The organism is Pigmentiphaga kullae (assembly GCF_004216695.1).
GTDB classification, from domain to species: domain Bacteria; phylum Pseudomonadota; class Gammaproteobacteria; order Burkholderiales; family Burkholderiaceae_B; genus Pigmentiphaga; species Pigmentiphaga kullae.
The window spans coordinates 301,496-325,909 of record NZ_SGXC01000003.1 but is presented as its reverse complement, the minus strand read 5'-3'; the positions used below and the strand labels follow the sequence as shown (position 1 = coordinate 325,909).

22 protein-coding genes and 1 tRNA gene are annotated in these 24,414 nt (G+C 69.2%); 17 read left to right on the top strand and 6 right to left on the bottom strand.

The annotated features are described in order from the left end of the window. Nucleotides 1–121 precede the first annotated feature (121 nt). On the top strand, nucleotides 122–790 hold the full coding sequence (locus EV675_RS24355; protein WP_130360853.1) for a response regulator: 669 nt from the start codon (nucleotides 122–124) through the stop codon (nucleotides 788–790). Next, nucleotides 790–2,628 (top strand): sensor histidine kinase, encoded by a 1,839-nt coding sequence (locus tag EV675_RS24350; RefSeq protein WP_130360851.1) that lies wholly within the window; start codon nucleotides 790–792, stop codon nucleotides 2,626–2,628. The genes EV675_RS24355 and EV675_RS24350 overlap by 1 nt, the downstream gene beginning before the upstream one ends. A gap of 64 nt (nucleotides 2,629–2,692) precedes the next feature. On the opposite strand, the gene EV675_RS24345 is transcribed toward EV675_RS24350, so the two are convergent. After that, nucleotides 2,693–2,769 (bottom strand) — tRNA-Met (locus EV675_RS24345). Nucleotides 2,770–3,159: 390 nt separating this feature from the next. Here EV675_RS24345 and miaB point away from each other — a divergent pair. The 11 genes from miaB to gloA all read left to right on the top strand — a co-directional run bounded on the left by miaB (nucleotide 3,160) and on the right by gloA (nucleotide 14,448). Continuing rightward, nucleotides 3,160–4,527, top strand: coding sequence for a tRNA (N6-isopentenyl adenosine(37)-C2)-methylthiotransferase MiaB (miaB, locus tag EV675_RS24340; protein ID WP_242621582.1), 1,368 nt, complete (start codon nucleotides 3,160–3,162; stop codon nucleotides 4,525–4,527). After that, entirely contained in the window at nucleotides 4,524–5,543 is a 1,020-nt protein-coding gene (locus EV675_RS24335; protein ID WP_130360847.1) for a PhoH family protein, read from the top strand. Before miaB ends, EV675_RS24335 begins: the two co-directional genes overlap by 4 nt. Beyond that, entirely contained in the window at nucleotides 5,515–6,018 is a 504-nt protein-coding gene (ybeY, locus tag EV675_RS24330; RefSeq protein ID WP_130360845.1) for an rRNA maturation RNase YbeY, read from the top strand. The genes EV675_RS24335 and ybeY overlap by 29 nt, the downstream gene beginning before the upstream one ends. Before the next feature lie 28 nt (nucleotides 6,019–6,046). After that, the gene (locus EV675_RS24325) at nucleotides 6,047–6,943 is read left to right on the top strand and encodes an HlyC/CorC family transporter (protein ID WP_130360843.1); all 897 of its coding nucleotides are present in this window, start codon (nucleotides 6,047–6,049) and stop codon (nucleotides 6,941–6,943) included. Nucleotides 6,944–6,957: 14 nt separating this feature from the next. Further along, complete coding sequence (lnt, locus tag EV675_RS24320) at nucleotides 6,958–8,586, top strand: apolipoprotein N-acyltransferase (RefSeq protein ID WP_130361919.1); 1,629 nt, start codon at nucleotides 6,958–6,960, stop codon at nucleotides 8,584–8,586. 110 nt (nucleotides 8,587–8,696) lie between these two features. Continuing rightward, on the top strand, nucleotides 8,697–9,596 hold the full coding sequence (gene glyQ / locus EV675_RS24315; protein ID WP_130360841.1) for a glycine--tRNA ligase subunit alpha: 900 nt from the start codon (nucleotides 8,697–8,699) through the stop codon (nucleotides 9,594–9,596). Then, nucleotides 9,597–11,729: a glycine--tRNA ligase subunit beta gene (glyS, locus tag EV675_RS24310; RefSeq protein ID WP_130360839.1), complete on the top strand. Its 2,133-nt coding sequence runs from the start codon at nucleotides 9,597–9,599 to the stop codon at nucleotides 11,727–11,729. A 1-nt stretch (nucleotide 11,730) separates the two neighbouring features. Further along, nucleotides 11,731–12,306: a D-glycero-beta-D-manno-heptose 1,7-bisphosphate 7-phosphatase gene (gene gmhB / locus EV675_RS24305; protein ID WP_130360837.1), complete on the top strand. Its 576-nt coding sequence runs from the start codon at nucleotides 11,731–11,733 to the stop codon at nucleotides 12,304–12,306. Further along, entirely contained in the window at nucleotides 12,306–13,058 is a 753-nt protein-coding gene (locus EV675_RS24300; protein WP_130360835.1) for a lysophospholipid acyltransferase family protein, read from the top strand. The genes gmhB and EV675_RS24300 overlap by 1 nt, the downstream gene beginning before the upstream one ends. Nucleotides 13,059–13,063: 5 nt before the next feature. After that, on the top strand, nucleotides 13,064–13,999 hold the full coding sequence (locus EV675_RS24295) for a M48 family metallopeptidase (protein WP_130360833.1): 936 nt from the start codon (nucleotides 13,064–13,066) through the stop codon (nucleotides 13,997–13,999). A gap of 53 nt (nucleotides 14,000–14,052) precedes the next feature. Continuing rightward, nucleotides 14,053–14,448, top strand: coding sequence for a lactoylglutathione lyase (gloA, locus tag EV675_RS24290; protein WP_130360831.1), 396 nt, complete (start codon nucleotides 14,053–14,055; stop codon nucleotides 14,446–14,448). A 21-nt stretch (nucleotides 14,449–14,469) separates the two neighbouring features. Here gloA and EV675_RS24285 read toward each other — a convergent pair whose 3' ends face one another. Then, the gene (locus tag EV675_RS24285) at nucleotides 14,470–15,639 is read right to left on the bottom strand and encodes an FAD-dependent oxidoreductase (RefSeq protein ID WP_130360829.1); all 1,170 of its coding nucleotides are present in this window, start codon (nucleotides 15,637–15,639) and stop codon (nucleotides 14,470–14,472) included. Nucleotides 15,640–15,767: 128 nt separating this feature from the next. Here EV675_RS24285 and EV675_RS24280 point away from each other — a divergent pair, with 128 nt between their 5' ends. Together EV675_RS24280 and EV675_RS24275 are read left to right on the top strand one after the other, a co-directional pair. After that, a complete protein-coding gene (locus EV675_RS24280; RefSeq protein ID WP_130360827.1) occupies nucleotides 15,768–16,709 on the top strand; it encodes an AraC family transcriptional regulator in 942 nt (313 codons plus the stop codon). A gap of 126 nt (nucleotides 16,710–16,835) precedes the next feature. Continuing rightward, nucleotides 16,836–18,065 carry a nucleoside recognition domain-containing protein gene (locus EV675_RS24275; RefSeq protein ID WP_130360825.1) on the top strand — a complete coding sequence of 410 codons (1,230 nt, stop codon included), beginning with the start codon at nucleotides 16,836–16,838 and terminating at the stop codon, nucleotides 18,063–18,065. Here EV675_RS24275 and EV675_RS24270 read toward each other — a convergent pair. After that, nucleotides 18,047–18,973, bottom strand: coding sequence for a LysR substrate-binding domain-containing protein (locus EV675_RS24270; protein ID WP_130360823.1), 927 nt, complete (start codon nucleotides 18,971–18,973; stop codon nucleotides 18,047–18,049). The two genes, EV675_RS24275 and EV675_RS24270, sit on opposite strands and share 19 nt — an antisense overlap. A 129-nt stretch (nucleotides 18,974–19,102) precedes the next feature. Between EV675_RS24270 and EV675_RS24265 the strand changes: the two genes are divergently transcribed. Both EV675_RS24265 and EV675_RS24260 read left to right on the top strand, forming a co-directional pair. Beyond that, nucleotides 19,103–19,963 carry a polysaccharide deacetylase family protein gene (locus EV675_RS24265; RefSeq protein ID WP_165404754.1) on the top strand — a complete coding sequence of 287 codons (861 nt, stop codon included), beginning with the start codon at nucleotides 19,103–19,105 and terminating at the stop codon, nucleotides 19,961–19,963. 54 nt (nucleotides 19,964–20,017) lie between these two features. Next, the gene (locus EV675_RS24260; RefSeq protein ID WP_130360819.1) at nucleotides 20,018–20,986 is read left to right on the top strand and encodes a Bug family tripartite tricarboxylate transporter substrate binding protein; all 969 of its coding nucleotides are present in this window, start codon (nucleotides 20,018–20,020) and stop codon (nucleotides 20,984–20,986) included. Between the two features lie 27 nt (nucleotides 20,987–21,013). Here the strand turns inward: EV675_RS24260 and rsmA are convergent, their stop codons facing one another. The 3 genes from rsmA to EV675_RS24245 form a co-directional block, all read right to left on the bottom strand. After that, on the bottom strand, nucleotides 21,014–21,793 hold the full coding sequence (gene rsmA / locus EV675_RS24255) for a 16S rRNA (adenine(1518)-N(6)/adenine(1519)-N(6))-dimethyltransferase RsmA (RefSeq protein ID WP_130360817.1): 780 nt from the start codon (nucleotides 21,791–21,793) through the stop codon (nucleotides 21,014–21,016). Further along, nucleotides 21,790–22,791 (bottom strand): 4-hydroxythreonine-4-phosphate dehydrogenase PdxA, encoded by a 1,002-nt coding sequence (gene pdxA / locus EV675_RS24250; RefSeq protein ID WP_130360815.1) that lies wholly within the window; start codon nucleotides 22,789–22,791, stop codon nucleotides 21,790–21,792. The genes rsmA and pdxA overlap by 4 nt, the downstream gene beginning before the upstream one ends. 144 nt (nucleotides 22,792–22,935) lie before the next feature. Continuing rightward, nucleotides 22,936–24,402 (bottom strand): peptidylprolyl isomerase, encoded by a 1,467-nt coding sequence (locus tag EV675_RS24245; protein ID WP_165404753.1) that lies wholly within the window; start codon nucleotides 24,400–24,402, stop codon nucleotides 22,936–22,938. Nucleotides 24,403–24,414: the final 12 nt, after the last annotated feature.

The following is a 24,414-nucleotide window of genomic DNA, read 5'->3' as shown; positions in this document are numbered from 1 at the left end:
AATACCATGTACATGGTATGGTCGGCCCGACGCCCTCTGCGATACTTGCTGAATCGAGAAATGCGCACTCGCCATGGGCCGATGGGACGGCCGCGGCAGGAGTGCGGCCAGGAGATCTGCAATGACGACGGGTCCGCTCAGGATTCTGCTGACCGAAGACGATGGGCCCATACGCGAGCGCCTCGCCCGCATCATCGGCGAATGGCCCGAAGCGGACCTGTGCGCGGCTTGCGCCAACCTCGAGGAAACCCTGATCGCCATCGGGGCCAACGAGATCGATCTCCTGATCACCGACATCAACCTGCCGGACGGCAGCGGCATCGACGCCATCCGTTTCCTGGCCAAGCGGCAGCCCAAGGCCGAGGCCATGGTCATTTCCATCCTGGCGGACGAGCGCTCCGTCCTCGACGCGATCGAGGCGGGCGCCGCCGGCTACCTGCTCAAGGATGCCGACTCCATCGACCTGCTCGACGCGATCCGGGACGTCATGGCCGGCCGCTCGCCCATTTCCTCGCGCATCGCCCGGGTCCTGGTCCGCCGCCTGGCCGAGCAGGGCCAGGTGGCCAGCGACGCGGAGAAAACCGCGGACAAGCCCTCCCTGACCGAACGCGAGATGGACATCCTGTGGGGCATCGCCAAGGGCTTCACCTATGGCGAGCTGGCCGACAAGCTGGCCATTTCCCGGCAGACCGTCCCGGTCCACATCCGCAACATCTACCGCAAGCTGCAAGCCACCAACCGTTCCGAGGCCGTCTTCGAGGCATCGAGACTCGGGCTCATCAAGCTGTGATGGGGACACGCGCGCGCTGCTCGTACGATCGGGGAAAACTGGTCGCCTGGATTCTCCTGGTCACCCTTACGGTCGCGATCGGCGCCCTCCCCCACCTCGTGGATACGTCTCCGCCGCAGGGCGCCCTGGCAATCACCGAAGCCCGCTTCATCCAGGAAGGGGAAAGTCCGGAACAGGCGGTTTCCCTGCCGCACCACTGGATGCCCGAGGCGCTCTACGAACTGACGACCGGCAGCTATCGCCTGTCCTTCCACGTCGCGGACGTGCCCGGCGAATCCATGTTCCTGTTCATCCCCGCCGTGCGCCATCGCGTCGAGGCCTGGGTGAACGGCCGCAGGGCCGACGCGGCGCCGAACACCGTCTGGTCGGCGCCCACCAGCGGCTATTCCTTCCTGGCGCGGATTCCCGATGGCGCGATCCAGCCAGGCGACAACGAAATCCTGCTGCGGCAGACCCGCAAGATCGGCTGGCTGCCGGGCCGGCTTTCCCAGGTCAGCGTGGGAACGGCCGCCGCGGTCATGCCGGCTTACCAGTTGTCGAACTTCCTGATCGAGGAAGTCCGCGCCATGACCTTCGCCCTGCACATCGCCCTGACGATAGGCATTGCCAGCATCTGGACCGCCCGCCGGCACGACCCCGTCTTCGGATGGCTGGCCGCGATGTCGGTCACCAGCATCCTGATCGTCGTTACCCAATCGCCGCATGCCGCGCTGGGCACCCTGGAGCAATTCCAGTCCATCTCGCTCGTGTCCGCCGTCGGCCTGATGGCGATCGGCATGGCCCTGGCGATCGTGGGGCGGCGGCGCCCCAGGCAATTGCTGCCGGCCGTCATCGCCGTTCCCGCGTTCCTCCTGATCCTGGGGCAGACCGGACTGGTTCCCTTTCCGGTGATCGGATTCATGAGCGCCTGCGTCACGCTGACCGCCTACGTCGTCGCCGCCGGCATCCTGGCGCATCAGTTCGCGCAGAGCAGGAACCGGGATGCCGCCATCATGGCGGTGCCCTGCGTGCTGACCGTCTGGTTCGGGGCACACGACGTCCTCGTGGTGACCGGACGCTACGACGATCCTTTCCTGCTCGCGTCGTACGCCCGCACCTTGATGCTGCTGGCCATCATGGTCATCCTGATGGGCCGGCTGGCCCGCAGCCTCAACGGCCTGGACCGCGCCAACGATACGCTCCGGCAGAAACTGGCGGCGCGGGAAGCGGAGCTGGGGCTGCTGCACGAAAAGGAAAAGATCCACGCCAGCCAGATGGTGCGCGAACAGGAACGCCAGCGCCTGATGCGGGACCTGCACGACGGAATGAGCGGCCACCTCGTCGCCATCATCGCGCTTTCCGAACGCAACCCGGAAGGCGGCCAGGCCATCGAACGCGCGGCCCGGGCGGCGCTCGACGACCTGCGGCTGGTGGTCCATTCCCTGGACCTGGGCGACGGCGACCTGGGCGTGGCCCTGGCGGCCTTCCGCGAACGGCTCGAACCGCAATTGCGGCGCCTGGGCATCGAATTCCACTGGTCCACCGAGAAACTGCCAGCGGTCACCGGCGTCACGCCCCAGAACGCCCTGTCCGTGCTGCGCATCCTGCAGGAAGCCGTCACCAACGCTATCCGGCACGGGCCCGCGCGCCGCCTGGCTATCGAAGGCAGGACGACCGGGGACGGAATGGCGGCGCTATCGGTGTTCAACGATGGCGGCCGGCCGCTCCAGGCCGGCGCGGGGAACGGGCTGCGCAACATGCGCCGCCGGGCTCGGGAGCTTGGCGGGCGTGTGGAGTTCACGCTGGGGGAGGATGGCGCGAGGCTGTTGCTGGTGCTTCCGGCGCGGTTGCCGGAGTAAGGGTATGGCTGCCATCGGCCGCTGAAAACAAAACGGCCCGCATCGCTGCGGGCCGCATGAATTCTGGTGGCGCATCCCTGATTCGAACAGGGGACCTGCGGATTATGATTCCGTCGCTCTAACCGGCTGAGCTAATGCGCCAAAAAAAACCAAGACCGCGATTATATACAGTCGGGAAACAGGACGCAAATGGACGTCAGGCCCAGGCCAACACCCCGGAATCACCAAAAAAATGGCCCGACAGTAAACTGTCGGGCCAATAGGGAGCACACAATGCCGCGCCTCAATATGCTCGCGGGGGAAGCGCGGTATCGGTGTCGGACAACAACCCTGCCAGGCGCTGGGGATCTGCGGATTCCGCCGGCGCCCTTAGCGGCAAAGCAATCATCTGAGGCTCCAGTCTAGACCGGGGGGACTGACAGAGACCTGAACACGGTGCCCACGTGGCGTCCGGCCAACCCCGCCCCCTCTGTTAAAATGTCCTGTTCCGCCTTTCTGCCCCCGGGCTATAACCCCGTCACGGCAATCGACATGAGCAATCCCACTCCCCGCAAGCTGTACATCCGCACCTTCGGCTGCCAGATGAACGAGTACGACTCGGACAAGATGGTGGACGTCCTGAACGCCGACCAGCCGCTGGAAATCACCGACCGTCCCGAAGACGCGGACATCATCCTGTTCAACACCTGTTCGGTGCGCGAGAAGGCGCAGGAAAAAGTCTTCTCCGACCTTGGCCGCGCCAAGATGCTCAAGCGCGAGAAGCCCGACCTGGTCATAGGCGTGGGCGGCTGCGTGGCGAGCCAGGAAGGCGATGCCATCGTGGCGCGCGCGCCCTACGTCGACGTGGTGTTCGGTCCGCAGACGCTGCACCGGCTGCCCGAGCTGATCGCCAGGCGGCGCGCTTCGGGCGTCTCGCAGGTGGACATCAGCTTCCCCGAGATCGAGAAGTTCGACCATCTGCCGCCGGCCCGGGTGGATGGCGCCACGGCCTTCGTATCGATCATGGAAGGCTGCAGCAAGTATTGCAGCTTCTGCGTCGTGCCTTATACCCGCGGCGAGGAAGTCTCGCGCCCGTTCGAGGACGTGCTGACCGAGATCGCCGACCTGGCGGACCAGGGCGTCAAGGAAGTGACGCTGCTGGGGCAGAACGTCAACGCCTACCGCGGCAGGATGGGCGATACGGCCGAGATCGCCGATTTCGCGCTGCTGCTGGAATACGTGCACGACACCCCCGGCATCGAGCGCATCCGCTACACGACCTCGCATCCCAAGGAAATGACGCCGCGGCTGATCGAGGCCTACGCGCGGCTGCCCAAGCTGGTGTCCTTCCTGCACCTGCCGGTGCAGGCGGGCAGCGACCGCGTGCTGGCGGCGATGAAGCGCGGCTATACGGCGCTGGAGTTCAAGTCCATCGTGCGCAAGCTGCGCGCCGCCCGGCCCGGCCTGTCGCTGTCGTCGGACTTCATCGTGGGGTTCCCCGGCGAAACCGAAGAGGATTTCGAAAAGACCATGCGGCTGATCGACGAAGTCGGCTTCGACACGTCGTTCTCGTTCGTCTATTCGCGCCGCCCCGGCACGCCGGCGGCCGACCTGGCCGACGATACGCCGCAGGCCGTCAAGCTGGCGCGCCTGCAGCGCCTGCAGGCGCTGATCAACGACCAGGCCGCGGCCATCAGCCAGAGCATGGTCGGCACCACGCAGCGGGTCATCGTCGAAGGCCCGTCGCGCAAGGATCCCAACGAACTGATGGGCCGTACCGAGAACAACCGCATCGTGAATTTCCCCGCGCCCGCGCGGCTGGTCGGCCAGTTGGCCGACATCCGCATCACCACGGCGCTGTCGCACACGCTGCGCGGCGAAGTCGTGACGCGCGAGACGGCCGGGGAGGTGTCCGCATGACGGCCGCCTCCCGCGCTTCCCACCGCCGCGCCGCGCCGGTCGTCGTCTCGCTGGGCGACGACAACGCCCGGCTGTCGAATCTTTGCGGCCCGCTGGACGAGAACCTGCGCCAGCTGGCCGCCGCCTACGGCGTCGAGTTGGCGCGCCGCGGCCACCGCATCACGCTGGAAGGCGAACGCGCCGACGCCGCCTCGGCGGCGCTGCAATACCTGTACGAACACGCGGACCAGCCGCTGTCGGTGGATCAACTGCAATTGAACCTGGTCGAGCTGGGCGCGATGACCGCCGCCCACGACACCGACGAGGACACGCCGCCGCAGGGCGCCCCGGGCGAGAGCGAAGTGGTGCTGCGCCTGCCGCGCCGGCAGGACCTGCGCGGGCGCACGCCGCGCCAGCGCGACTATCTGCGCAACATCCTGACGCACGACATCTCGTTCGGCATGGGCCCGGCCGGCACCGGCAAGACCTACCTGGCCGTGGCCTGCGCCGTCGACGCGCTGGAACGCGAGTCGGTGCGCCGCATCGTGTTGACGCGGCCGGCGGTCGAGGCGGGCGAGCGGCTGGGCTTCCTGCCGGGCGACCTGACGCAGAAGGTCGACCCCTACCTGCGCCCGCTGTACGACGCGCTGTACGACCTGATCGGCTTCGAACGCGTGACCAAGCTGTTCGAGAAACAGACGATAGAGATCGCGCCGCTGGCCTACATGCGCGGACGCACGTTGAACCATGCCTTCGTGATCCTGGACGAGGCGCAGAACACCACGCCCGAGCAGATGAAGATGTTCCTGACCCGCATCGGCTTCGGCAGCAAGGCGGTCATCACCGGCGACCCGTCGCAGGTGGACCTGCCCAAGGGCCAGCGCAGCGGCCTGCTGGACGCCTCGCAGGTGCTGTCGTCGGTGCAGGGCCTGTCGTTCACCCAGTTCACCAGCGGCGACGTCGTGCGGCACCCGCTGGTGGCGCGCATCGTCGACGCCTACGAGAAACATGGCCAGCAGCAAGCCCCGGGCCGCTAGCGCGCCTGCCGCCGCGCCGGCGCTGTCCCTGGCCATTCAGTACGGGCAGGAAGAGGCCCGGCTGCCGCGCTGGCGGCTGCGGCGCTGGGTGGCCCAGGCGCTGCGGGCGCCGGAACTGGCCGACGTGGCGGGGGTCGCCCTGACGCTGCGGCTGGTGGGCGCCGCCGAGGGCCGGCGGCTGAACCGCGATTTCCGCCAGCGCGACTACGCCACCAACGTGCTGACCTTCGAGTACGGCGCGGATCCGGCCGGCGTGGTGGGCGGCGACATCGTGCTGTGCCTGCCGGTCCTGGTTTCCGAGGCACGGGCGCAGAAAAAGCCGTTTTTGCATCACGCCGCCCACCTGGTGGTCCACGGCGTGCTGCATTCCCTGGGCTACGACCACCTGAACGACCGCGACGCGCGGCGCATGGAGGCCCTGGAGACCCGTATCCTGGCCGAGATGGCAATACCCGACCCGTATCGAGTATCCTAAACTTTTGCAACACTTGTCCTATTGGACGATGTCAGACACCTCCCCTAGTCCGGCGTACGCCTCGCGTACGCCCAAAAACCCACCCAGAACCTTCTTCGAACGGCTTTCGGCGCTGATCCACCGCGAACCGGAAGACCGCGAGGACCTCAAGGCCGTGCTCGAGGCCGCCTACAGCCGCGACCTGCTCGACGCCGAGGCGTTGTCCATGATCGAGGGCGTGCTGGCGGTGTCCGAGCTCACGGCGGGCGACATCATGATCCCGCGCTCGCGCATGGACATGCTGGAAGTCTCGCAGCCCATCGACGTGCAGCTGCCCGCCATCATCGAGACCGCCCATTCGCGCTTCCCGGTGTTCGAGGACAGCCGCGACAACGTCATCGGCATCCTGCTGGCCAAGGACCTGCTGCGCTACATGATCGACCGCGAACTCGACCTGCGCACGCTGCTGCGGCCGGCGGTCTTCATTCCCGAATCCAAGCGCCTGAACGTGCTGCTGCGCGAATTCCGCAGCAACCGCAACCACATCGCCATCGTGGTCGACGAGCACGGCGGCACCGCCGGCCTGATCACCATCGAGGACGTGCTGGAACAGATCGTGGGCGAGATCGAAGACGAATTCGACGACGCCGCGGTCGAGCAATCCATCTTCCCCGACGGCAAGAACCGCTGGCGGGTCATGGCGCTGACCAACATCCGCCGCTTCAACGAAACCTTCGGTTCGTCGCTGGACGACGACGAATACGACACCGTGGGCGGCTGGATGGCCGGCATCCTGGGCCGCATCCCTCGGCGCGGCGACCGCATCGAACGCGACGACCTGCGCATAGACGTGATCCGCGCCGATGCCCGCCGCGCGCTCTGGCTGCGCGTCTCCCGCCTGAGTGCCGGCGCCGCGCCGGCCGCCGTGCTTCCCAACCAAGGCTGAGCCCGCCCGTGCCCATGCCCTACACCGCGCTGGCCGCAGCGCTGATCCTCGGCATGCTGCAGGGGCTGGCCTTCGCGCCCACCCCGTTTCCCGCCTGGTTCCTGCCGGTGCTGCAGTTGTCCGCCTTCGGCGGCATGAGCTGGCTGACCTGGCGCGCCACGAGCCTGCGGGGCGCCATCTGGATCGGCGCGGCCTTCGGCGGCGGCACCTTCCTGGTCGGCGTGTCGTGGATCTACATCAGCCTGCACGTCTACGCTTTCATGGCGGCGCCGCTGGCGGCGCTGGGCGTGGGCCTGCTGGCCGCCTACCTGTCGCTGTATCCCGCGCTGGCCGCCGGCGTGGCGTGGTGGCTGTCGCAGCGGCCCACCACCGCGGACGGCCCGGCCCGGCTCGCCTCGCCGCTGACCTGCGTGCTGGCGATGGCGGCGGCCTGGACCGGCTCGGAATGGCTGCGCGGCGTCCTGTTCACCGGCTTTCCCTGGCTCAACATCGGCTACGCCCACGTTGACGGGCCGCTGCAAGGCTGGGCGCCGCTGCTGGGCGTCTACGGCGTGGCCTTCGCCGCCGCGCTGACAGCCTCGGGACTGGTCTGGGCGGCCAGTGCCGTGGCCGAACGCGGCACCGCCGGCGTCGCGGCCGCGCTGCGCCCGGGCTGGCGCGCGCCCGCGGGAGCACTGGGCGCGCTGGCCGTCGGCATGGCGGGCGCCGCCTGGAACTGGGTGCAACCCTACGGCTCGCCGCTGACCGTCCGGCTGGTGCAGGCCAATATCCCGCTTTCCGACAAGTTCGACCCGACGCAGATCTGGCAGGGGATGGACCTTCACCGCGACCTGGCCGAGGCGCCCCGGGCCGACGGCAAGCCCATCGCCCTCACGCTGCTGCCCGAGACCGCCGTGCCGGTATTCCAGGACCAGCTCAGCGCCGCGGCCTGGAAGGAATGGGTAGACAGCGCCGCGCTGCGCGGCGGCACGTTCGCGCTGGGCGTGGCCATGCGCGACATCCATCCCGACCGCGACTACTACTACAACAGCGTCATCTCGCTCGATGGCCGCAGTTCGCCGGAACAACTGGTGGCCGGCCGCGTCGCGCACCGCTACGACAAACGCCACCTCGTCCCCTTCGGCGAATTCGTGCCGCCCGGCTTCCGCTGGTTCGTGGACGAGATGGTCATGCCGCTGGGCGACTTCGACCGGGGCCGCGAACGGCAGAAACCGTTCGACATCGGCGGCCAGTACATCGCGATGAACATCTGCTACGAGGACGTGTTCGGCGAGGAACTGCTGCCCGCGGTCCGGCCCGGCCCGGCCGATCCGGGCGCCACCATCCTCGCCAACGTCAGCAACCTGGCCTGGTTCGGCAATTCGCTGGCGCTGCCCCAGCACCTGCAGATGTCGCGCATGCGGGTGCGCGAGACCGGGCGCCCCATGCTGCGGGCCACCAATACCGGCATGACGGCGGTGGTGGACGAACGGGCGCAGGTGGTGGGCGAGCTGGCGCCGCACACCGCCGGCGCGCTGGACGCGGCGGTGCAGGGCACCACGGGGCTCACGCCCTACGCCCGCACCGGCAACGTGCCCGTCCTGTTCATCGTCGCGGCCCTGCTGGCGGTGCTGGGCTGGCTGCGGATCCGCCGCGTGGACTGATACGCCGCAGCGCCCCAAGGCGCCATCCGTCCGTATTTCGCCCGGGCCAGTTAAAATCCAGGGTTTGGCCGTGCCGCAAGGCCGCCCGCGGCCGCATCTACTCCAACACCATGCTGACATTTCAACAAATCATTCTCCGACTCCAGGAATACTGGAGCCAGCAAGGCTGCGCCCTCCTGCAGTCCTACGACATGGAAGTCGGTGCCGGCACGTCGCACACCGCCACGTTCCTGCGGGCGCTCGGCCCCGAGCCCTGGCGCGCGGCCTACGTGCAGCCCTCGCGCCGCCCCAAGGACGGCCGCTACGGCGAAAACCCCAACCGCCTGCAGCACTACTACCAGTACCAGGTGGTGCTCAAGCCCTCGCCCCCCGACATCCTCGACCTGTACATCGGCTCGCTGCAGGCGCTGGGCATCGATCCCCAGGAGCACGACATCCGCTTCGTCGAGGACGACTGGGAAAACCCCACGCTGGGCGCCTGGGGCCTGGGCTGGGAGGTCTGGCTCAACGGCATGGAAGTGACGCAGTTCACCTATTTCCAGCAGGTCGGCGGCATCGACTGCAAGCCCATCATGGGCGAGATCACCTACGGCCTGGAACGCCTGGCCATGTACCTGCAAGGCGTGGAAAGCGTCTACGACCTGGTGTGGACCGAGGCGCCGGACGGCACGCGCGTCACCTACGGCGACGTCTACCACCAGAACGAAGTCGAGCAGTCCACCTACAACTTCGAGCATTCGTCGGCCGAGACCCTGTTCCGCCATTTCAACGACTACGAGGCCCAGGCCAAGCGTCTGGTGGAAGTGCCGCTGGCGCTGCCGGCCTACGAAATGGTGCTCAAGGCGGCCCATACCTTCAACATGCTCGATGCCCGGGGCGCGATCAGCGTCACCGAACGCGCCGCCTACATCGGCCGCATCCGCAACCTGTCGCGCGCCATCGCGCAGGCGTACTACGACTCACGAGAACGACTGGGCTTTCCCATGCTTGCACGCAAGGAGGCCGCGTAAATGCCGGCCGCTCAACCCCTCCTGCTGGAACTGTTCACCGAGGAACTCCCGCCCAAGGCGCTGAACCGTCTGGGCCAGGCCTTCGCCGAAGGCATCGCCGCCGGCCTGAAGAACCGGGGCCTGCTGGCCGACGGCAGCGCCACCACCGCCTACGCCACGCCGCGGCGGCTGGCCGTGCGCCTGTCGGCCGTGCTGCCGCAAGGGGCCGACAGCGAGTTCTCCGAAAAGCTCATGCCCGTGAGCGTGGGACTGGACGCCAACGGCCAGCCCACGCCCGCGCTGCAAAAGAAACTCGCGGCCAAGGGCCTGGAAGGCGTCGACGTCGCCGGGCTCGCGCGCGAGTCGGACGGCAAGAACGAACAACTGGTCTACCGCGGCATCGCCAAGGGCGCGGCGCTGGCGCCCGCCCTGCAGGCGGCGCTGGAAGACACGCTGGGCAAGCTGCCGATCCCCAAGGTCATGAGCTATCAACTGGCCGACGGCGTCACCACCGTTCGCTTCGTGCGCCCCGCGCACGGCCTGGTCGCGCTGCACGGCGACGCGGTGGTCGACATCACCGCGCTCGGCCTGCGCGCCGGCCGCAGCACGCGCGGCCATCGCTTCCAGTCGCAGGCGGCGATCGAGCTGCCCTCGGCCGATGCCTATGAAGCGCTGCTGCACGAGCCGGGCCGCGTGATCGCCTCGTTCGACCAGCGCCGCGCCGCCATCGAGCGCCAGTTGCGCGACCAGGCCGCGCGCCTGCAAGCGTCGCTGGGCGACGAGGCCGACGTGGCCTCGCTGCTGGACGAGGTATGCGCGCTGGTCGAGTACCCCACGGTCTACGTGGGCGAGTTCGAATCCGAATTCCTGGCCGTGCCCCAGGAATGCCTGATCCTGACGATGCGGCTGAACCAGAAGTATTTCCCGCTGTTCGACGCCGCCACCGGCAAGCTGACGCACCGCTTCCTGATCGTCAGCAACATGGCCCTGGCCAATCCGTCCAACATCGTCGAAGGCAACCAGCGGGTGGTCCGGCCGCGCCTGGCCGACGCGCGCTTCTTCTTCGAGACCGACAAGAAGGTGCCGCTGGCCGGCCGGGTCGAACAGCTCGGCACCATCGTCTATCACAACAAGCTCGGCACCCAGCTCGAACGCGCGCAGCGCGTGCGCGCGCTGGCGCGCTGGGTGGCGGGCGCGATCGGCGCCGATCCCGAGCACGCCGACCGCGCCGCGATGCTGGCCAAGGCCGACCTCGTCACCGGCATGGTGGGCGAGTTCCCGGAACTGCAGGGCGTCATGGGCGCCTACTACGCGGCGGCCGACGGCGAAGCCGCCGACGTGGTCGAGGCCATCCGCCAGCAATACCGCATCCGCCTGGACCAGCCCGTCGACGCCGACGGCGCCACGGCCGCCGCGCTGTTCGTGGCCGAACGTGCCGAAACGCTGCTGGGCATCTGGAGCATCGGCCTGGTACCCACCGGCGACAAGGACCCCTACGGCCTGCGCCGCGCGGCGCTGGGGCTGATCAGCGCGTTCGAGCAGCTCGACGCGGGTGGGCGTCTGTCCGCCGATGGCGCCGGGCTCACGCTGGACGGCCTGCTGGCGCGGGCGGCGGAAACCTTCGCCACGCCGCCCACGACGGCCCAGATCGACGAGGTCCGCGCCTTCGTGTTCGAGCGCTACCGCAACCAGTTGGCCGGCCAGTTCGACCGCGCCGCGGTCGATGCCGTGGTCGCCGTGGCGCCGCCCCTGGCGCAGGTGCCGGCGCGGGTGCGCGCGGTGGTCGCCTTCTCGGCGCTGCCCGAGGCGGCCGCGCTGGCGGCCGCCAACAAGCGCATCGGCAACCTGCTCAAGAAGGTCGAAGGCGAACCCGGCGCGGTCGACCGGGCCCTGCTCAAGGAGCCGGCCGAGCAGGCGCTGGCGCAAGCCGTGCAAACGCTGCGGCCGCAGGCAGAAGGCAAGTTCGCGCAGGGCGACTTCGCCGGCGCCCTGACGGTGCTGTCGCAGGCCCGCGAACCGGTGGACGCCTTCTTCGCCGACGTCATGGTCATGGCCGAGGATCCCGCCGTGCGGGCCAACCGCCTGGCGCTGCTGGCCGAACTGCACCGCACGATGAACCACGTGGCAGATCTGTCCCGTTTGGCAACCGCCTGATATGCCCACCACTCCTGCCCGCCCCAAGCTGGTGGTCCTGGACCGCGACGGCGTCATCAACCAGGACAGCCCCGACTTCGTCAAGTCGCCGGACGAGTGGATCCCGCTGCCCGGCGCGCTCGAGGCCATCGCCCGGATCAACCAGGCCGGCTATCGCGTCGTGGTCGCCACCAACCAGTCGGGCCTGGGCCGCGGCCTGTTCGACGCGGCCACGCTGAACGCCATCCACGCCAAGCTGCGGGCGGCACTGGCCAAGCATGGCGGCGCCATCGACGCCATCTTCATCTGCCCGCACGCGCCGGACGAAGGCTGCGACTGCCGCAAGCCGCTGCCCGGCCTGTATCGCGAGATCGCCCGGCGCTTCGAGTCCGATCTGCACGGCGTACCCTCGGTGGGCGACTCGGCCCGCGACCTGGAAGCCGCCGCGGCTGCAGGCTGCACGCCCTGGCTGGTGCTGACCGGCAACGGGCCCAAGACCCTCGCCAAGGGCCAGCTGCCGCCCGGAACGGTGGTCTGGAACGATCTGGGCGAAGTCGCCGACGCGCTCGAAACCGCCGCCCAGGCCGAGGAGCACTGATGCGCTGGCTTCGCTCGCTGCTGTTCTCGATCTTCTTCGTCGTCACGGTCGTCCCCTACGCCATCGCCTGCGTGCTGTGGCTGCCGCTGCCCCTGCGGTGGCGCTACCGGCTCACGATAGGCTGGCCGCGCCTGATGATCTGGGGCGGCCGCTGGATCGTCGGCATGCGCTGGCGCGTCAAGGGCTGGGACAATCTTCCCGACCAGCCGGCCATCCTGCTGCCCAAGCACCAGTCGACCTGGGAAACCATGTTCCTGCCCGCCTGGATGCCGCGCGAAGTCTGCTACGTGTACAAGCGCGAGCTGAACTGGGTACCGTTCTTCGGCTGGGGCCTGGCGGGACTGCGCATGATCGCCATCGACCGCAAGAAAGGCAGCGACGCCTTCGAGCAGGTCGTGGCGCAGGGCCGCGAACGCCTGGCCGCGGGCCGCTGGATGGTGATGTTCCCGGAAGGCACCCGCATCGCCCCGGGCAGGAAGGGCAAGTACAAGAGCGGCGGCGCGCGCCTGGCCGCGCGCACCGGCGCGCTGGTCGTGCCCATCGCCCACAACGCGGGCGAATGCTGGCCGCGCAGGGCCTTCGTCAAGCGGCCGGGCCTGATCACCGTTTCCATCGGCCCGCCGATCGACCCGCAAGGCCTGACCGCCGACGAGATCAACCGCCGGGTCGAGGACTGGATCGAGGCCGAGATGCGCCAGCTCAACCCCGAGCGCTATCCGGACACCCGGGGCGCCGAACGCGCCGCCGGCTAGCGTCCATGGCCACACGTCCCGCTTCCGACACCGGCACGCCCCCGGCTCCGCGGCGGGAGACCGGTTCCCATTCCGCGCAGCTCGACCTGTTCGCCGAGCCGCCCCAGGCCGTGGCCGTTCCGGCGGCACCGCCGCCCGTCGTCCGCGCGCCCGCCGCGCCGCCGCCCTCCGCCCCCGCCATCCAGCTGCCGCCCGGGGCCCGCTGGCACGAGGTGGTGGCCGAGGGGCAGCGGATACGCTTCGTCCTGCAACGGTCGCGCCGCCGCACCATCGGCTTCCTGATCGGCGACGACGGCCTGCGGGTAACCGCGCCGCGCTGGGTCGGCCTGGCCGAGATCGATGGCGCCGTCCGCGAAAAGGCGCGCTGGATCCTGTCCAAGCTCCACGAGTGGCAGTTGCGCCGGGAACGCCTGGCGCTGAACCAGACGCGCTGGGAGGACGGCGGCGACCTGCCCTACCTGGGCCGCCGTATCGTCATGCGCCTGGACGCGCAGCGCGACACGGCCCTGGCCACCACCGACCTCGACGCGCCCGCCGATGGCGACGTGCTCTGGCTGGGCCTGCCGCCCGACGCGACGGCGGCCCGCATCCGCGACACCGTCCAGGCCTGGCTGCAAGGCCGCGCCCGCGTCCTGTTCGACGTCCGCCTGCACGACTTCCTGGCCCGCACCGGCCTGACCATCAACCGCTGGCGGCTGTCGTCGGCCGCCACGCGCTGGGGGTCGTGCACCAGCGAAGGCAACATCCTGCTGAACTGGCGCCTGATCCATTTCCCGGTCGGCATCATCGACTACGTCATCGCACACGAACTGGCGCACCTGCGGGAAATGAACCACGGCCCGGGCTTCTGGGCCGAAGTCGGCCAATTGATGCCCGGCTTCGAGGACGCCCGCGACGCCTTGCGGCGCCACGATCCGGGCAGCCTGCCGCGGTTCGACTAGCCTGTTTACACTAGGGGCCCGGATTCCCCTTCCCACGATTAGCGAGGTAACCCATGCGACTACTCCACACCATGCTCCGCGTCGGCGACATGCAGCGCTCGATCGACTTCTACACCAAGGTGCTGGGCATGCGCCTGCTGCGCAGCAAGGACTATCCCGACGGCAAGTTCACGCTGGCCTTCGTGGGCTACGAAGACGAGAAGGACGGCACCGTGCTCGAACTCACGCACAACTGGGGCGTGGACAAGTACGACCTGGGCACCGGCTACGGCCACATCGCGGTGGCGGTCGACGACGCCTATGCCGCCTGTGACCGCGTACGCGAACTGGGCGGCAAGGTCACGCGCGAGGCCGGCCCCATGAAGCACGGCACCACGGTCATCGCCTTCGTCGAAGACCCGGACGGCTACAAGATCGAGTTCATCCAGGCCAATACCCACAAGGACTGACGCCCGGGCGCGCGGCGGCCGCTACCGGCCCGCCGGGCGCAGGCGCTCCAGTTCGGCGAAGAAAGCATCGACCTTCGCCTGCCCTTCCCGCCGCAACGCCTGGTCGCGGCGCGCGCATCCCTCGGCGTCCTCCAGCGCGCCGGCCTGCCCCACCTGCCGCGAGACGTCCTGCACCAGCCGGCACATGGGGTGGCGACGCCGGCCGAACGCCAGCAAGGCCTGTTCCAGCGCCCCTTCCGACGCCAACTCCTCGGCCAGCACCACCGCGTCCTCGAGCGCCATCGCGCCGCCCTGCCCCATGAAGGGAGTCGACGCATGGGCGGCGTCGCCGATCAGCAACACCCGCCCGCGGTGCCAGGGCAACGGGGCGATCACCTCCTCCACGCCGGTGTAGAGCACTTCGGCGCCTTCGCCCAGTTGATCCAGGAAGGGCGCCGCCGGGCCCCTGAACTCGGCGAAGCGCTCGCGCATCAGCGCCGGCCACCCGGCGCGCTCGTACCAGGCATCCCGGGGTTCGAGCATCACGCCGAACAGATAGAGCTTCTCGTCGCTGATGGGCATGATGCCCAGGCGCTTGCCCGTGCCCATCATCATGATCTTGGCGTCGAGATCCCGCGGGCGGTCGTGCACGCTGCGCCAGACGCCGAAACCCGAATAGCTCGGCACGAGCTCGGGAAATGCCTCGGCCCGGACCTGGGAGCGGATGCCATCGGCGCCGATGAGCAGGTCGCAGGCGGCTTGCGTGCCGTCGGACAGGGCCACGCGCATCGGTCCGTCGTCCTGGCCGGGCGGCAGGCGCGCCACCGTCGTGCCCAGCTTGAGCTCGATGCCCAGTTCCTCGATGCGCGCTGCCAGGATGCGATGCAGCTCGGCGCGCTTGATGCCCAGGATGGCGGGCAGCCCGTCCAGGCAGGGATAGACCGTTTCGACGATGAACGCGCCGTCCGGGCCGAAATAGCGGTTGCGCCCGCCCGGCACGGCGAATCCGGCCTGGAGGATCGGCGCAAGCACGCCGATCTCCCGCAGCGCCCGCAGGCCGTTGCTGTAGATGAACAGGCCCGAGCTCTGGAACCGCCAGGCCCGCTGTTTTTCCACCAGGGTCACGCGCATGCCCTGCTGCGCGAGCGCGATCGCCGCCGAACAGCCGGCGATGCCGGCGCCGACGATCAGGGCGTGGTCGATTCGAGGCATGATAATCTCCGTGTCGATGCCGTAAGTGTCGGCGCAGCCCGCACCCGCCTCAACCCTCGGGACGCCGGATCCGGACACCAGGCGTCCGGAAATCCGCCACGCGGCCCCGCCCAGACCTCCGACCCCGCATGCACGCCTCCGGTGACCTCCTCAGCCGCCTGCTGGCCCACTGGCGATCCGATCGTGCGGTGACGGCCCGCTTCGCACTGTCGGCGCCCTGGGCCCTGCGGTCGGACGGCGTGGAAGGCGCGCTGATCAGGATGGCGACCGGCACCCCTTACTGGATCGCCATCGGCCAGGACATGCCGCAGCGGATCGAGGCCGGCGACATCCTGATGCTGCCCCACGGCGACGCCCACACCATCTCGTCCGCGCCGGGGCTGCCCGCGCGTCCGTTCCAGCCGCTGATCGCCACGCACCAGGTCGGCGCCCACGGCGAACGCCCCATCGTGTTCTCGCACGGCGGCGACGGACCGGCCACCGGCATGTTCTCGCTCCACCTGTGGATGCCGGACAGCGGCCCCGGCACGCTGGTCGACACGCTGCCCCGGCTGATCGTGATCCGCCAGCGCGACACGGCGGTGACCGCCGCGCTGGCGCAGACGATGGCCTCGCTGGTCGACCAATCGTTGCTGCAGCCGCCGGGCTGGCAATTGGCGACGGCGCGCATGGCTGACCTGCTGCTGGTGCACATCCTGGGCGAACACCTGCGGTCGTCGGCCGAACAGCGCGCCGGCATGCTGCGCGGCATGGCGGACCAGGGCATCGCGCGCGCCATGCTGGGCATCCACGAGCATCCGGAGCGCCCCTGGACCGTCGCCGCGCTGGCCTCGGCCTGCCATCTCTCGCGCACCGTGTTCAGCGAACGTTTCCGGCATCTGGTCGGCATGACGCCCATGCAATACCTGGCCTCGTACCGCATGGCCGTCGCCGCCGAAAAACTCAAGGACCCGGCCCTGACGCTGGACCAGATCGCCGCCGCCGTCGGCTACGAATCGGACAAGGCCTTCGCCCGCGCCTTCCGGCGCTGGAACGGCATGACGCCGGCGGCCTACGCCCGACGACGCTGACCGGGCGCCAGGCCAGGGCCTGTTCACACTAAAAGGAGGCTCCTTTTAGTGTGAACAGGCCCTAATCGCTACAATCAGCGGACTGCCGGGCCCGCCGGGCCGGCGCCTTCCCCACTCCTGTCGCGCATGCTGAACAAACTCTGGCTGGGATTTTTCATCGCCGCGGCGGCCGCCGCCCTGGCGCGCTGGGGCATCGCCCACGACCCGTCGGTCTTCCAGGCCATGGTCGCCTCGCTGTTCGCGATGGCCAAGCTGTCGGTGGAAGTCATGGTGCTGCTGTTCGGCACCATCGCGCTCTGGCTGGGTTTTCTGAAGATCGCCGAACAGGCCGGACTGGTCGACGCGCTGGCGCGGATCCTGGGGCCGCTGTTCGCGCGGCTCATGCCCGAGGTGCCGCGGGGCCATCCGGCCATCGGCCTGATCACGCTGAACTTCGCCGCCAACGTGCTGGGCCTGGACAACGCCGCCACGCCCATCGGCCTGCGGGCGATGAAATCGCTGCAGACGCTCAACCCCAGCACGACCACGGCCAGCAACGCGCAGATCCTGTTCCTGGTGCTCAACGCCTCGTCGCTGACGCTGCTGCCGGTCACCATCTTCATGTACCGCGCGCAGCAGGGCGCAGCCGACCCCACCCTGGTCTTTCTGCCCATCCTGCTGGCCACCAGCGCCTCGACGCTGGCCGGCTTCCTATGCGTGGCCGCGGTGCAGCGCCTGCGGGTCTGGGATCCGGTAGTGCTGGCCTGGGTCGGCGGCACCGCGCTGCTGCTGGGAGGCTTCATGGCCTTCCTGTCCACGCTGTCGGTGGCGGCGCTGGGCGCGCTGTCCTCGCTGCTGGGCAACCTGACGCTGTTCGCGCTGATCCTGTTCTTCCTGGTCGTGGCCGCGATCCGCAAGGTCCCCGTCTACGAGAGCTTCATCGAAGGCGCCAAGGACGGCTTCGACGTGGCCAAGGGGCTGCTGCCCTATCTGGTCGCCATGCTGTGCGCGATCGGCGTGCTGCGGGCCTCGGGCGCGCTGGATTTCGTGCTGGACGGCCTGCGCCTGGCGATCCAGTGGCTGGGTTTCGATACCCGCTTCGTGGACGCGCTGCCGACCGCGCTGGTCAAGCCCTTCTCGGGCAGCGCGGCGCGCGCGCTGATGATAGAGACCATGCAGAACCACGGCGTGGACAGTTTCCCCGCGCTGCTGTCGGCCACCATACAGGGCAGCACGGAAACCACCTTCTATGTGGTGGCCGTGTACTTCGGCGCGGTCGGCATCCAGCGCACCCGGCACGCCGTGGGTTGCGCGCTGCTGGCCGACCTGGCCGGCGTGCTGGCCGCCATAGGCGTGTGCTACTGGTTCTTCGGCTGATCGATCGGCCGCGCGCCCTTGGCTCGCGCGAAGGCCCGCAGCGAATCGAGCATCAGCGCCAGCATATGCGCCGCCGCCGGCGACAATGACCGGCCCGCGCCGTGCAGCACGCCGACACGGCGCTCGATGCGCGGCGCCGTCAACGGCACGAACGCCAGGTCATGTTCCACCGCCGGCCGCGCCAGCGTCGGCAGCACGGTAATGCCCAGGCCCGCCTTCACGGCGGCGATCAGCGACGTGCGATTCTTGATGACCAGGTGCGGCCGCTGCAACAGCGCCGCGATGCGATGTTCGCGCAGCGCGTGGAAGGTGGTGTTCTCGATGATGGGTTCGCCTTCCAGGATCCGCCAGGGCACCGACCGGCCGCGTCCCGCGATGGGGTGGTCGTGGCGGCAGACGACGCCGAACGTGTCCTGGGCCACGGGTATGCAACGCAGGCCCGCGAGGTCCCCGCCCACCCCGGCAATGCCGAGCTGCGCCTCGCCGCTGGCCACCATGGGGCCGACCTGGGGCGAGGACACGTCGGCGATCTTCAGGCTGACGCCGGGATAGTCCACGGCGAAGCGCCTCAGCATGAGCGGCAGCCATTCCTCCGCCAGCGACGGCATGACGGCCAGGGCGATCGACCCCTGTTCGCCCGCGGCCAGCAGGCCGACTTCGTTGCGCACCCGGTCGTGCAGGGCTACCAGCTCGCGCAGCAGCGGCAGCACGGATTCGCCCAGGGGCGTCAGGCGGGCCTGGTGCCCGTGCTCGAACAGGTTGCCGCCTATCTGGGCTTCGAGATTCTGCATGGCCAGCGTGACCGCGGCCTGGGTGCGATGGGTGTCCTCGGCCGCGGCCCGCAGGCTTTGCCGCGTGGCGGCGATGACGAACTGGCGAAGCTGGGGGATCTTGAACGCCTCAGGCATGAAAGAAAGGCCTATTCTCAACAATTCTTAATTTTAATTAAAAAAGTTAAAATTGTTAAAAGTCCGGGAAGCGGGGATAGTGGACGGCAACACCACGGCCAGACCGTGGGAACGTCAACCGGAGACTTCATGTCCACTCCCGCATCCCTGTGGCCGGGCGGCGCGCGCATCGTCGTGGCGCTGACCTTCCTGGTCGAAAGCTGGTCCGAGGGCAAGGCCCCGCCCTACTCGCCCATGACGAGTCCTCCCAAGCCCGGCGCGAAGGACCTGGCCGGCATCACCTGGTCGGAATATGGCGCGCGGGCCGGCGCCTACCGGCTGATGCGGCTGGCGCGCGATCGCGGGCTGCCCGCCACGTTCTGCGTCAACGCGCGGGTGGCCGAACTGTTTCCCGAGGTCATCCACACCATCGTCGGCCAGGGTTTCGAGCTGGCCGGCCACAACTACGCGCAGGACGAAGTGCTGCCCGGCCTGGACGAGGCGGAGGAACGCGCCCTGATCCGCAAGAGCCTGGACATCCTGCAGCGCACCTCCGGCGTGCGGCCCCAAGGCTGGCTGAGCTCCACCATCGCGACCACCGAACGGACCGCGGACCTGCTGGCCGAGGAAGGCATGCTCTGGCACGGCGACTACAACTACCTGGACCTGCCGTGCCAGATCCAGACCCGGCACGGCGGCATGGTCGCCATCCCGCACAGCGATTTCGCCGACAACCGGGTACTGCGCGCCGCCCCGCGCGATTTCTTCCAGTGCTACCGCGATACCTTCGATTTCCTGTATCGCAAGGAACCCAACGCGTTCATCAACATCACCGTGCACGGCCACTTCGGCGGACGGCCGTTGATCAGCGCGATGCTGGACGAGGTGCTGGGCTACATCGCCTCCCATCCCGGCGTCTGGTTCCCCCGTCATGACGAACTGGCCCACTGGGTCAACGAACACCGCATCGGCTTCCTTCCCTATTCCGAGCGCTTCCCGCCGAAAGCCTGACACGGCGACGGCCGCCCCTCGCGCGGCCGCGACCACCAACACCAAGGAGACACCATGAACCCCATGAGGCGGGCGCTGGCCGCCCTGTGCCTGATGCCCTTGCCGGCACTGGCCGGAACCTATCCCGACCGCCCCGTCCGGGTGGTCGTGCCCTTCGCGGTAGGCGGCGCCGCGGACACGGTCGCGCGGTCCGTGGCCCAGAAACTGGGCGAGGCGCTGGGGCAGACCTTCATCGTCGACAATCGCGCCGGCGGCAACAGCATGATCGGTTCCGAACAGGTGGCGCGGGCCGCCCCGGACGGCTACACGCTGCTGATGCAACTCGGGCCGCCCCACAATACGCTGCCGTTCTTCTCGCGCAACGTACCCTACGACCCGGTCAAGGATTTCACGCCGGTGGCGATGATAGGCACGGCGCCGCAAGCCATGGTGGTCAACGCCAGGCTGCCCGTGAAGGACCTGAAGGAATTCCTGGCCTACGCCAAGGCGCGGCCCGGCAAGCTCTCGTACGGCACGTCGGGCGTCGGATCGTCCCAGCAACTGGGCGGCGAACTGCTCAAGGCCACGACCGGCATAGACATGATCCACGTGCCCTACAAGGGCGGCGCGCCGGCGCTCAACGACGTGGTGGGCGGACAGGTGCCGGTCGGCATCCTGGTCCTGTCCAACGTCCTGCCCCACGTGAAGGCGGGCAAGCTGCGCCTGCTGGGCGTGCTGCAGGCCGAACGGGCCAAGGCCGCGCCCGACGTGCCCACGCTGGCCCAGGCCGGCCTGACGGGTTTCGCCGTGCCCGACACCTGGGTGGGGCTGCTCGGCCCCGCGGGCATGCCGCCCGCCGTAGTCGAGAAATTGCGTGGCGGCATCGAAAAGGCCCTGGCTTCGCCCGACCTGCAGGAACGCCTGGAGACCGCGGGCTTCGAGGTCGAGGCGCATCCTTCGCCGGAGAAATTCGCGGCGCTGCTGGCCGGCAGCGTGGACACCTACCGGGGCATCGTCGCCAAGGCGGGCATCCAGCCAGAATGACGCGCCCGCCGCTGCATGCCGGCGCGGTCAGGCCACGCCGGCTTCGTGCAGCACGTCGGCCATGGCGATGAACTGCGCCACCGACAGTTCCTCGGCGCGCGCGGTCTCGGGTATCCCCAGTTGCTGCCAGGGTACCAGCGCCGCCCAGTCGCCCAGGCCCCGCCGCAGCATCTTGCGGCGCTGGGCGAACGCCCGGGCCACGGTGGCCGACAGGGCTTCCTCGCTGCGCGCGCGCGGCCGGTCGGCCGGAAGCGGAATCATGCGCACGACGGCGGAAACCACGCGCGGCGGCGGATCGAAGGCCTCGGGCGGCACGTCGAACAGCTTCTCCATGTCGTAGCGCGACTGCAGCATGACCGACAGACGTCCATAGTCGGCATCGCCCGGCCGGGCCACCATGCGATCGATGACTTCCCGCTGCAACATGAAATGCTGGTCGCGCACCTGGTCGGCGTAGGCCATCAGGTGGAACAGCAGCGGGCTGGAAATGTTGTAGGGCAGGTTGCCCACCACGCGCAGCGCCTGGCCGAACGGCGCGAAATCCACGGTCAGCACGTCGGCCTCGGTCACCTGCAGGCGCTCGGGCGCATACTGCCCGCGCAGGCGTGCGGCCAGGTCGCGGTCGATCTCGACGACCTTCAGGCAATCGAGCTTGTCCAGCAGCGGCCGGGTCAGCGCCGACAGGCCGGGGCCGATCTCCACCACGTTGTCGGACCGGCGCGGATTCACCGCGCGGACAATGGAATCGGTGATACTTTCGTCGACCAGGAAGTGCTGGCCGAAGCGCTTGCGCGCCTGATGTTTCATGCGGAAACTCCGGAGCCGGCATCCGCCTGGGTGCCGGTTCGTATCATCTGGAGGGCCGTGACGATGGCCTCCTGCAAACTGCCGGGATCGGCCTTGCCCGTTCCTGCCAGGTCCAGCGCGGTGCCGTGGTCCACCGAGGTCCGCACATAGGGCAGGCCCAGGGTGATGTTGACGCCGTGCCCGAAACTCGCGTGCTTGAGCACGGGCAGGCCCTGGTCATGGAACATGGCCAGCGCCGCGTCGAACTGCGCGACGTGCGCGGGCACGAACAGCGTGTCGGCGGGCAGCGGCCCGCGCGCATCGATGCCGGCGGCGCGGGCCCGCGCGATGGCCGGTTCGATGACCTCGATTTCTTCCCGCCCCAGATGGCCGCCTTCGCCCGCGTGCGGATTCAGGCCGCACACGGCGATGCGCGGGTGCGCCAACCCGAAGCGCCGGCGCAGGTCGGCATCCAGGATGCGCAGCACCCGGTCCAGGGTCTGCGCCGTAACGGCATCGGGAACCGCCCGCAGCGGCAGGTGCGTGGTCGCCAGCGCCACCCGCAGCCCGCCGCCGGCCAGCATCATGACGACCTTGTCGACGCCCGCCCGTTCCTGCAGATATTCGGTATGCCCCGAGAAGGCCACGCCGGCATCGTTGATCACGCCCTTGTGGACCGGCGCGGTGACGATGGCCTGCGCCCGCCCATCGGCCACCATGGCGATGGCGGCATCCAGCGTGTCCAGCACATAGCGTCCATTGGCCACGTCCAGCCGGCCAGGTTCGGACGGCACGCGCAGCGGCACGTGGTGCACCCCCACCCCCGCCAACGCCGCGGCATCCTGCCCGCCGCGCCGCACGAGCAGATCGCGATCGCCCACCAGCACCAGCTCCACATCCGCCGGCACCCGCCCCGCCGCGCGCTCGCCCGCGAACCACGCCGCCGCCGCGACCGACAACTCAGGCCCGATCCCCGCCGGTTCGCCGGTCGTCAAGACCATCCTGCGCATCGCACTCATCTCACTCATCCGCCAGCCGAACGACCAACCTCAAAAAACAAAAACGGCGCTCAAAACGCCGCCCTCCGCCAGCCACGTTGTACCCCAGGGCACCGCGGATCCGGCTCCGCCGGTCCGCCAGTGCCGCCCCCTGGGGGGCGCCCGTCAGGGCGTAGGGGGGGGATTCAACCTCATTTCGACATAGGCCTTGTCCCGCAACTGCCGCGCCCAGTCTTCATACGCCTGATCCAGCTTGCGCTGGAACAGCGTCTGGCGTGCCTCGGCGCGCTGCCGCTCGCGGCCGACGTCCTGCGTGCGGCGTTCGACGACCTGGATCAGGTGCCAGCCGAACGGCGACTGCACGGGCTCGCTGACCTGGCCGGGCTGCAGCGCATCCATGGCACGCTCGAACTCCGGCACGGTTTCCTGGGGCGACAGCCAACCCAGGTCGCCGCCCTGCGGCGCCGAGGCGTCGTTGGAATACTGCCGGGCCATGTCGGCGAAGCTCGACCCGCCCTGCACGATGCGCTGGCGGATGTTGGCCAGGCGCTCGCGCGCCTGTTCGGCGGTCAGCACCTCGGTGGGCCGGATCAGGATGTGGCGGGCATGCGTCTGCCGCACGGGCATCGCGCCGGGGCTGCCGCTGGGGCCGGAGGACTTGCGCTCGACCACCTTGATGATGTGAAAACCGTTGCCGCTCTGGATGATCTCGCTGATGCCGCCCGTGCTCAGTTGCGCCACGGCGTCGACGAACATCGATGGCCAGCGGTCGGCGGGACGGGTGCCGAGGTCGCCGCCGCGCAGGGCTTCCTCGCCATCCGAGGACGAAGCGGCCAACTGGGCGAAATCTGCGCCGCCGCGCGCCTGCTGGAGCAGGGTCTCGGCCTTGCGGCGCAGGCGCGCCACCATGTCGGAAGAACTGCCTTCGGGCACGCGCACCAGGATCTGGGACAGCGTCAGCTCGGAAGGCGCGGCTTCATGCTGCTCGGACAGGTAGGCATCGATCTCGGGTTCGGATATCTGGATCTGGCTGTCGACGGCACGCTCGCGCAAGCGCAGCAGCGTGATTTCCTGCCTCAGGTCATCGCGGTAGACCGAGAACGGCAGGCCGTCGCGTTCGATCTGGTCGCGCATCTGCGAGACCGACACGTTGTTCTGCTGGGCAATCCGGCTGATGGCGCGGTCGAGCTGCAAATCGTCGATGCGGATGCCGGTCTGCGCGGCTTCCTGCAACTGGGTCTTCTCGACGACCATGCGCTCGAGCACCTGCTTCTCCAGCGTGGCCGCGTCCGGCGGCGCGATCTGCTGGCGCGCCAGCGTGGCCTGGGCGGCGTGCACGCGGGCATCGAGCTCGCGGCGGGTGATGACGTCGGTGTTGACCACGGCGACGATGTTGTCGCCCAACTGAATGCGCGAACCGCTGGTGCTGCGCGGCGCCTGCGCGGGCGGGACGGCCGGGGCCACGGGAGCCTGGCTGGCGGGCGGCGCGGACTGCGGTCCGAGCAGCGTCGGGCCGTTGCCGCCCGGCGAGCCGCCGAGGTCGCCTGGCATGCGCAGCCCCTGGGCCGCCGCCGACCCGCCCGCCAAAGCGGCCAGGCAGCAAAGGGCGACGCCGTGGGCCGCTTTCGTCATTCTGGGCAATAC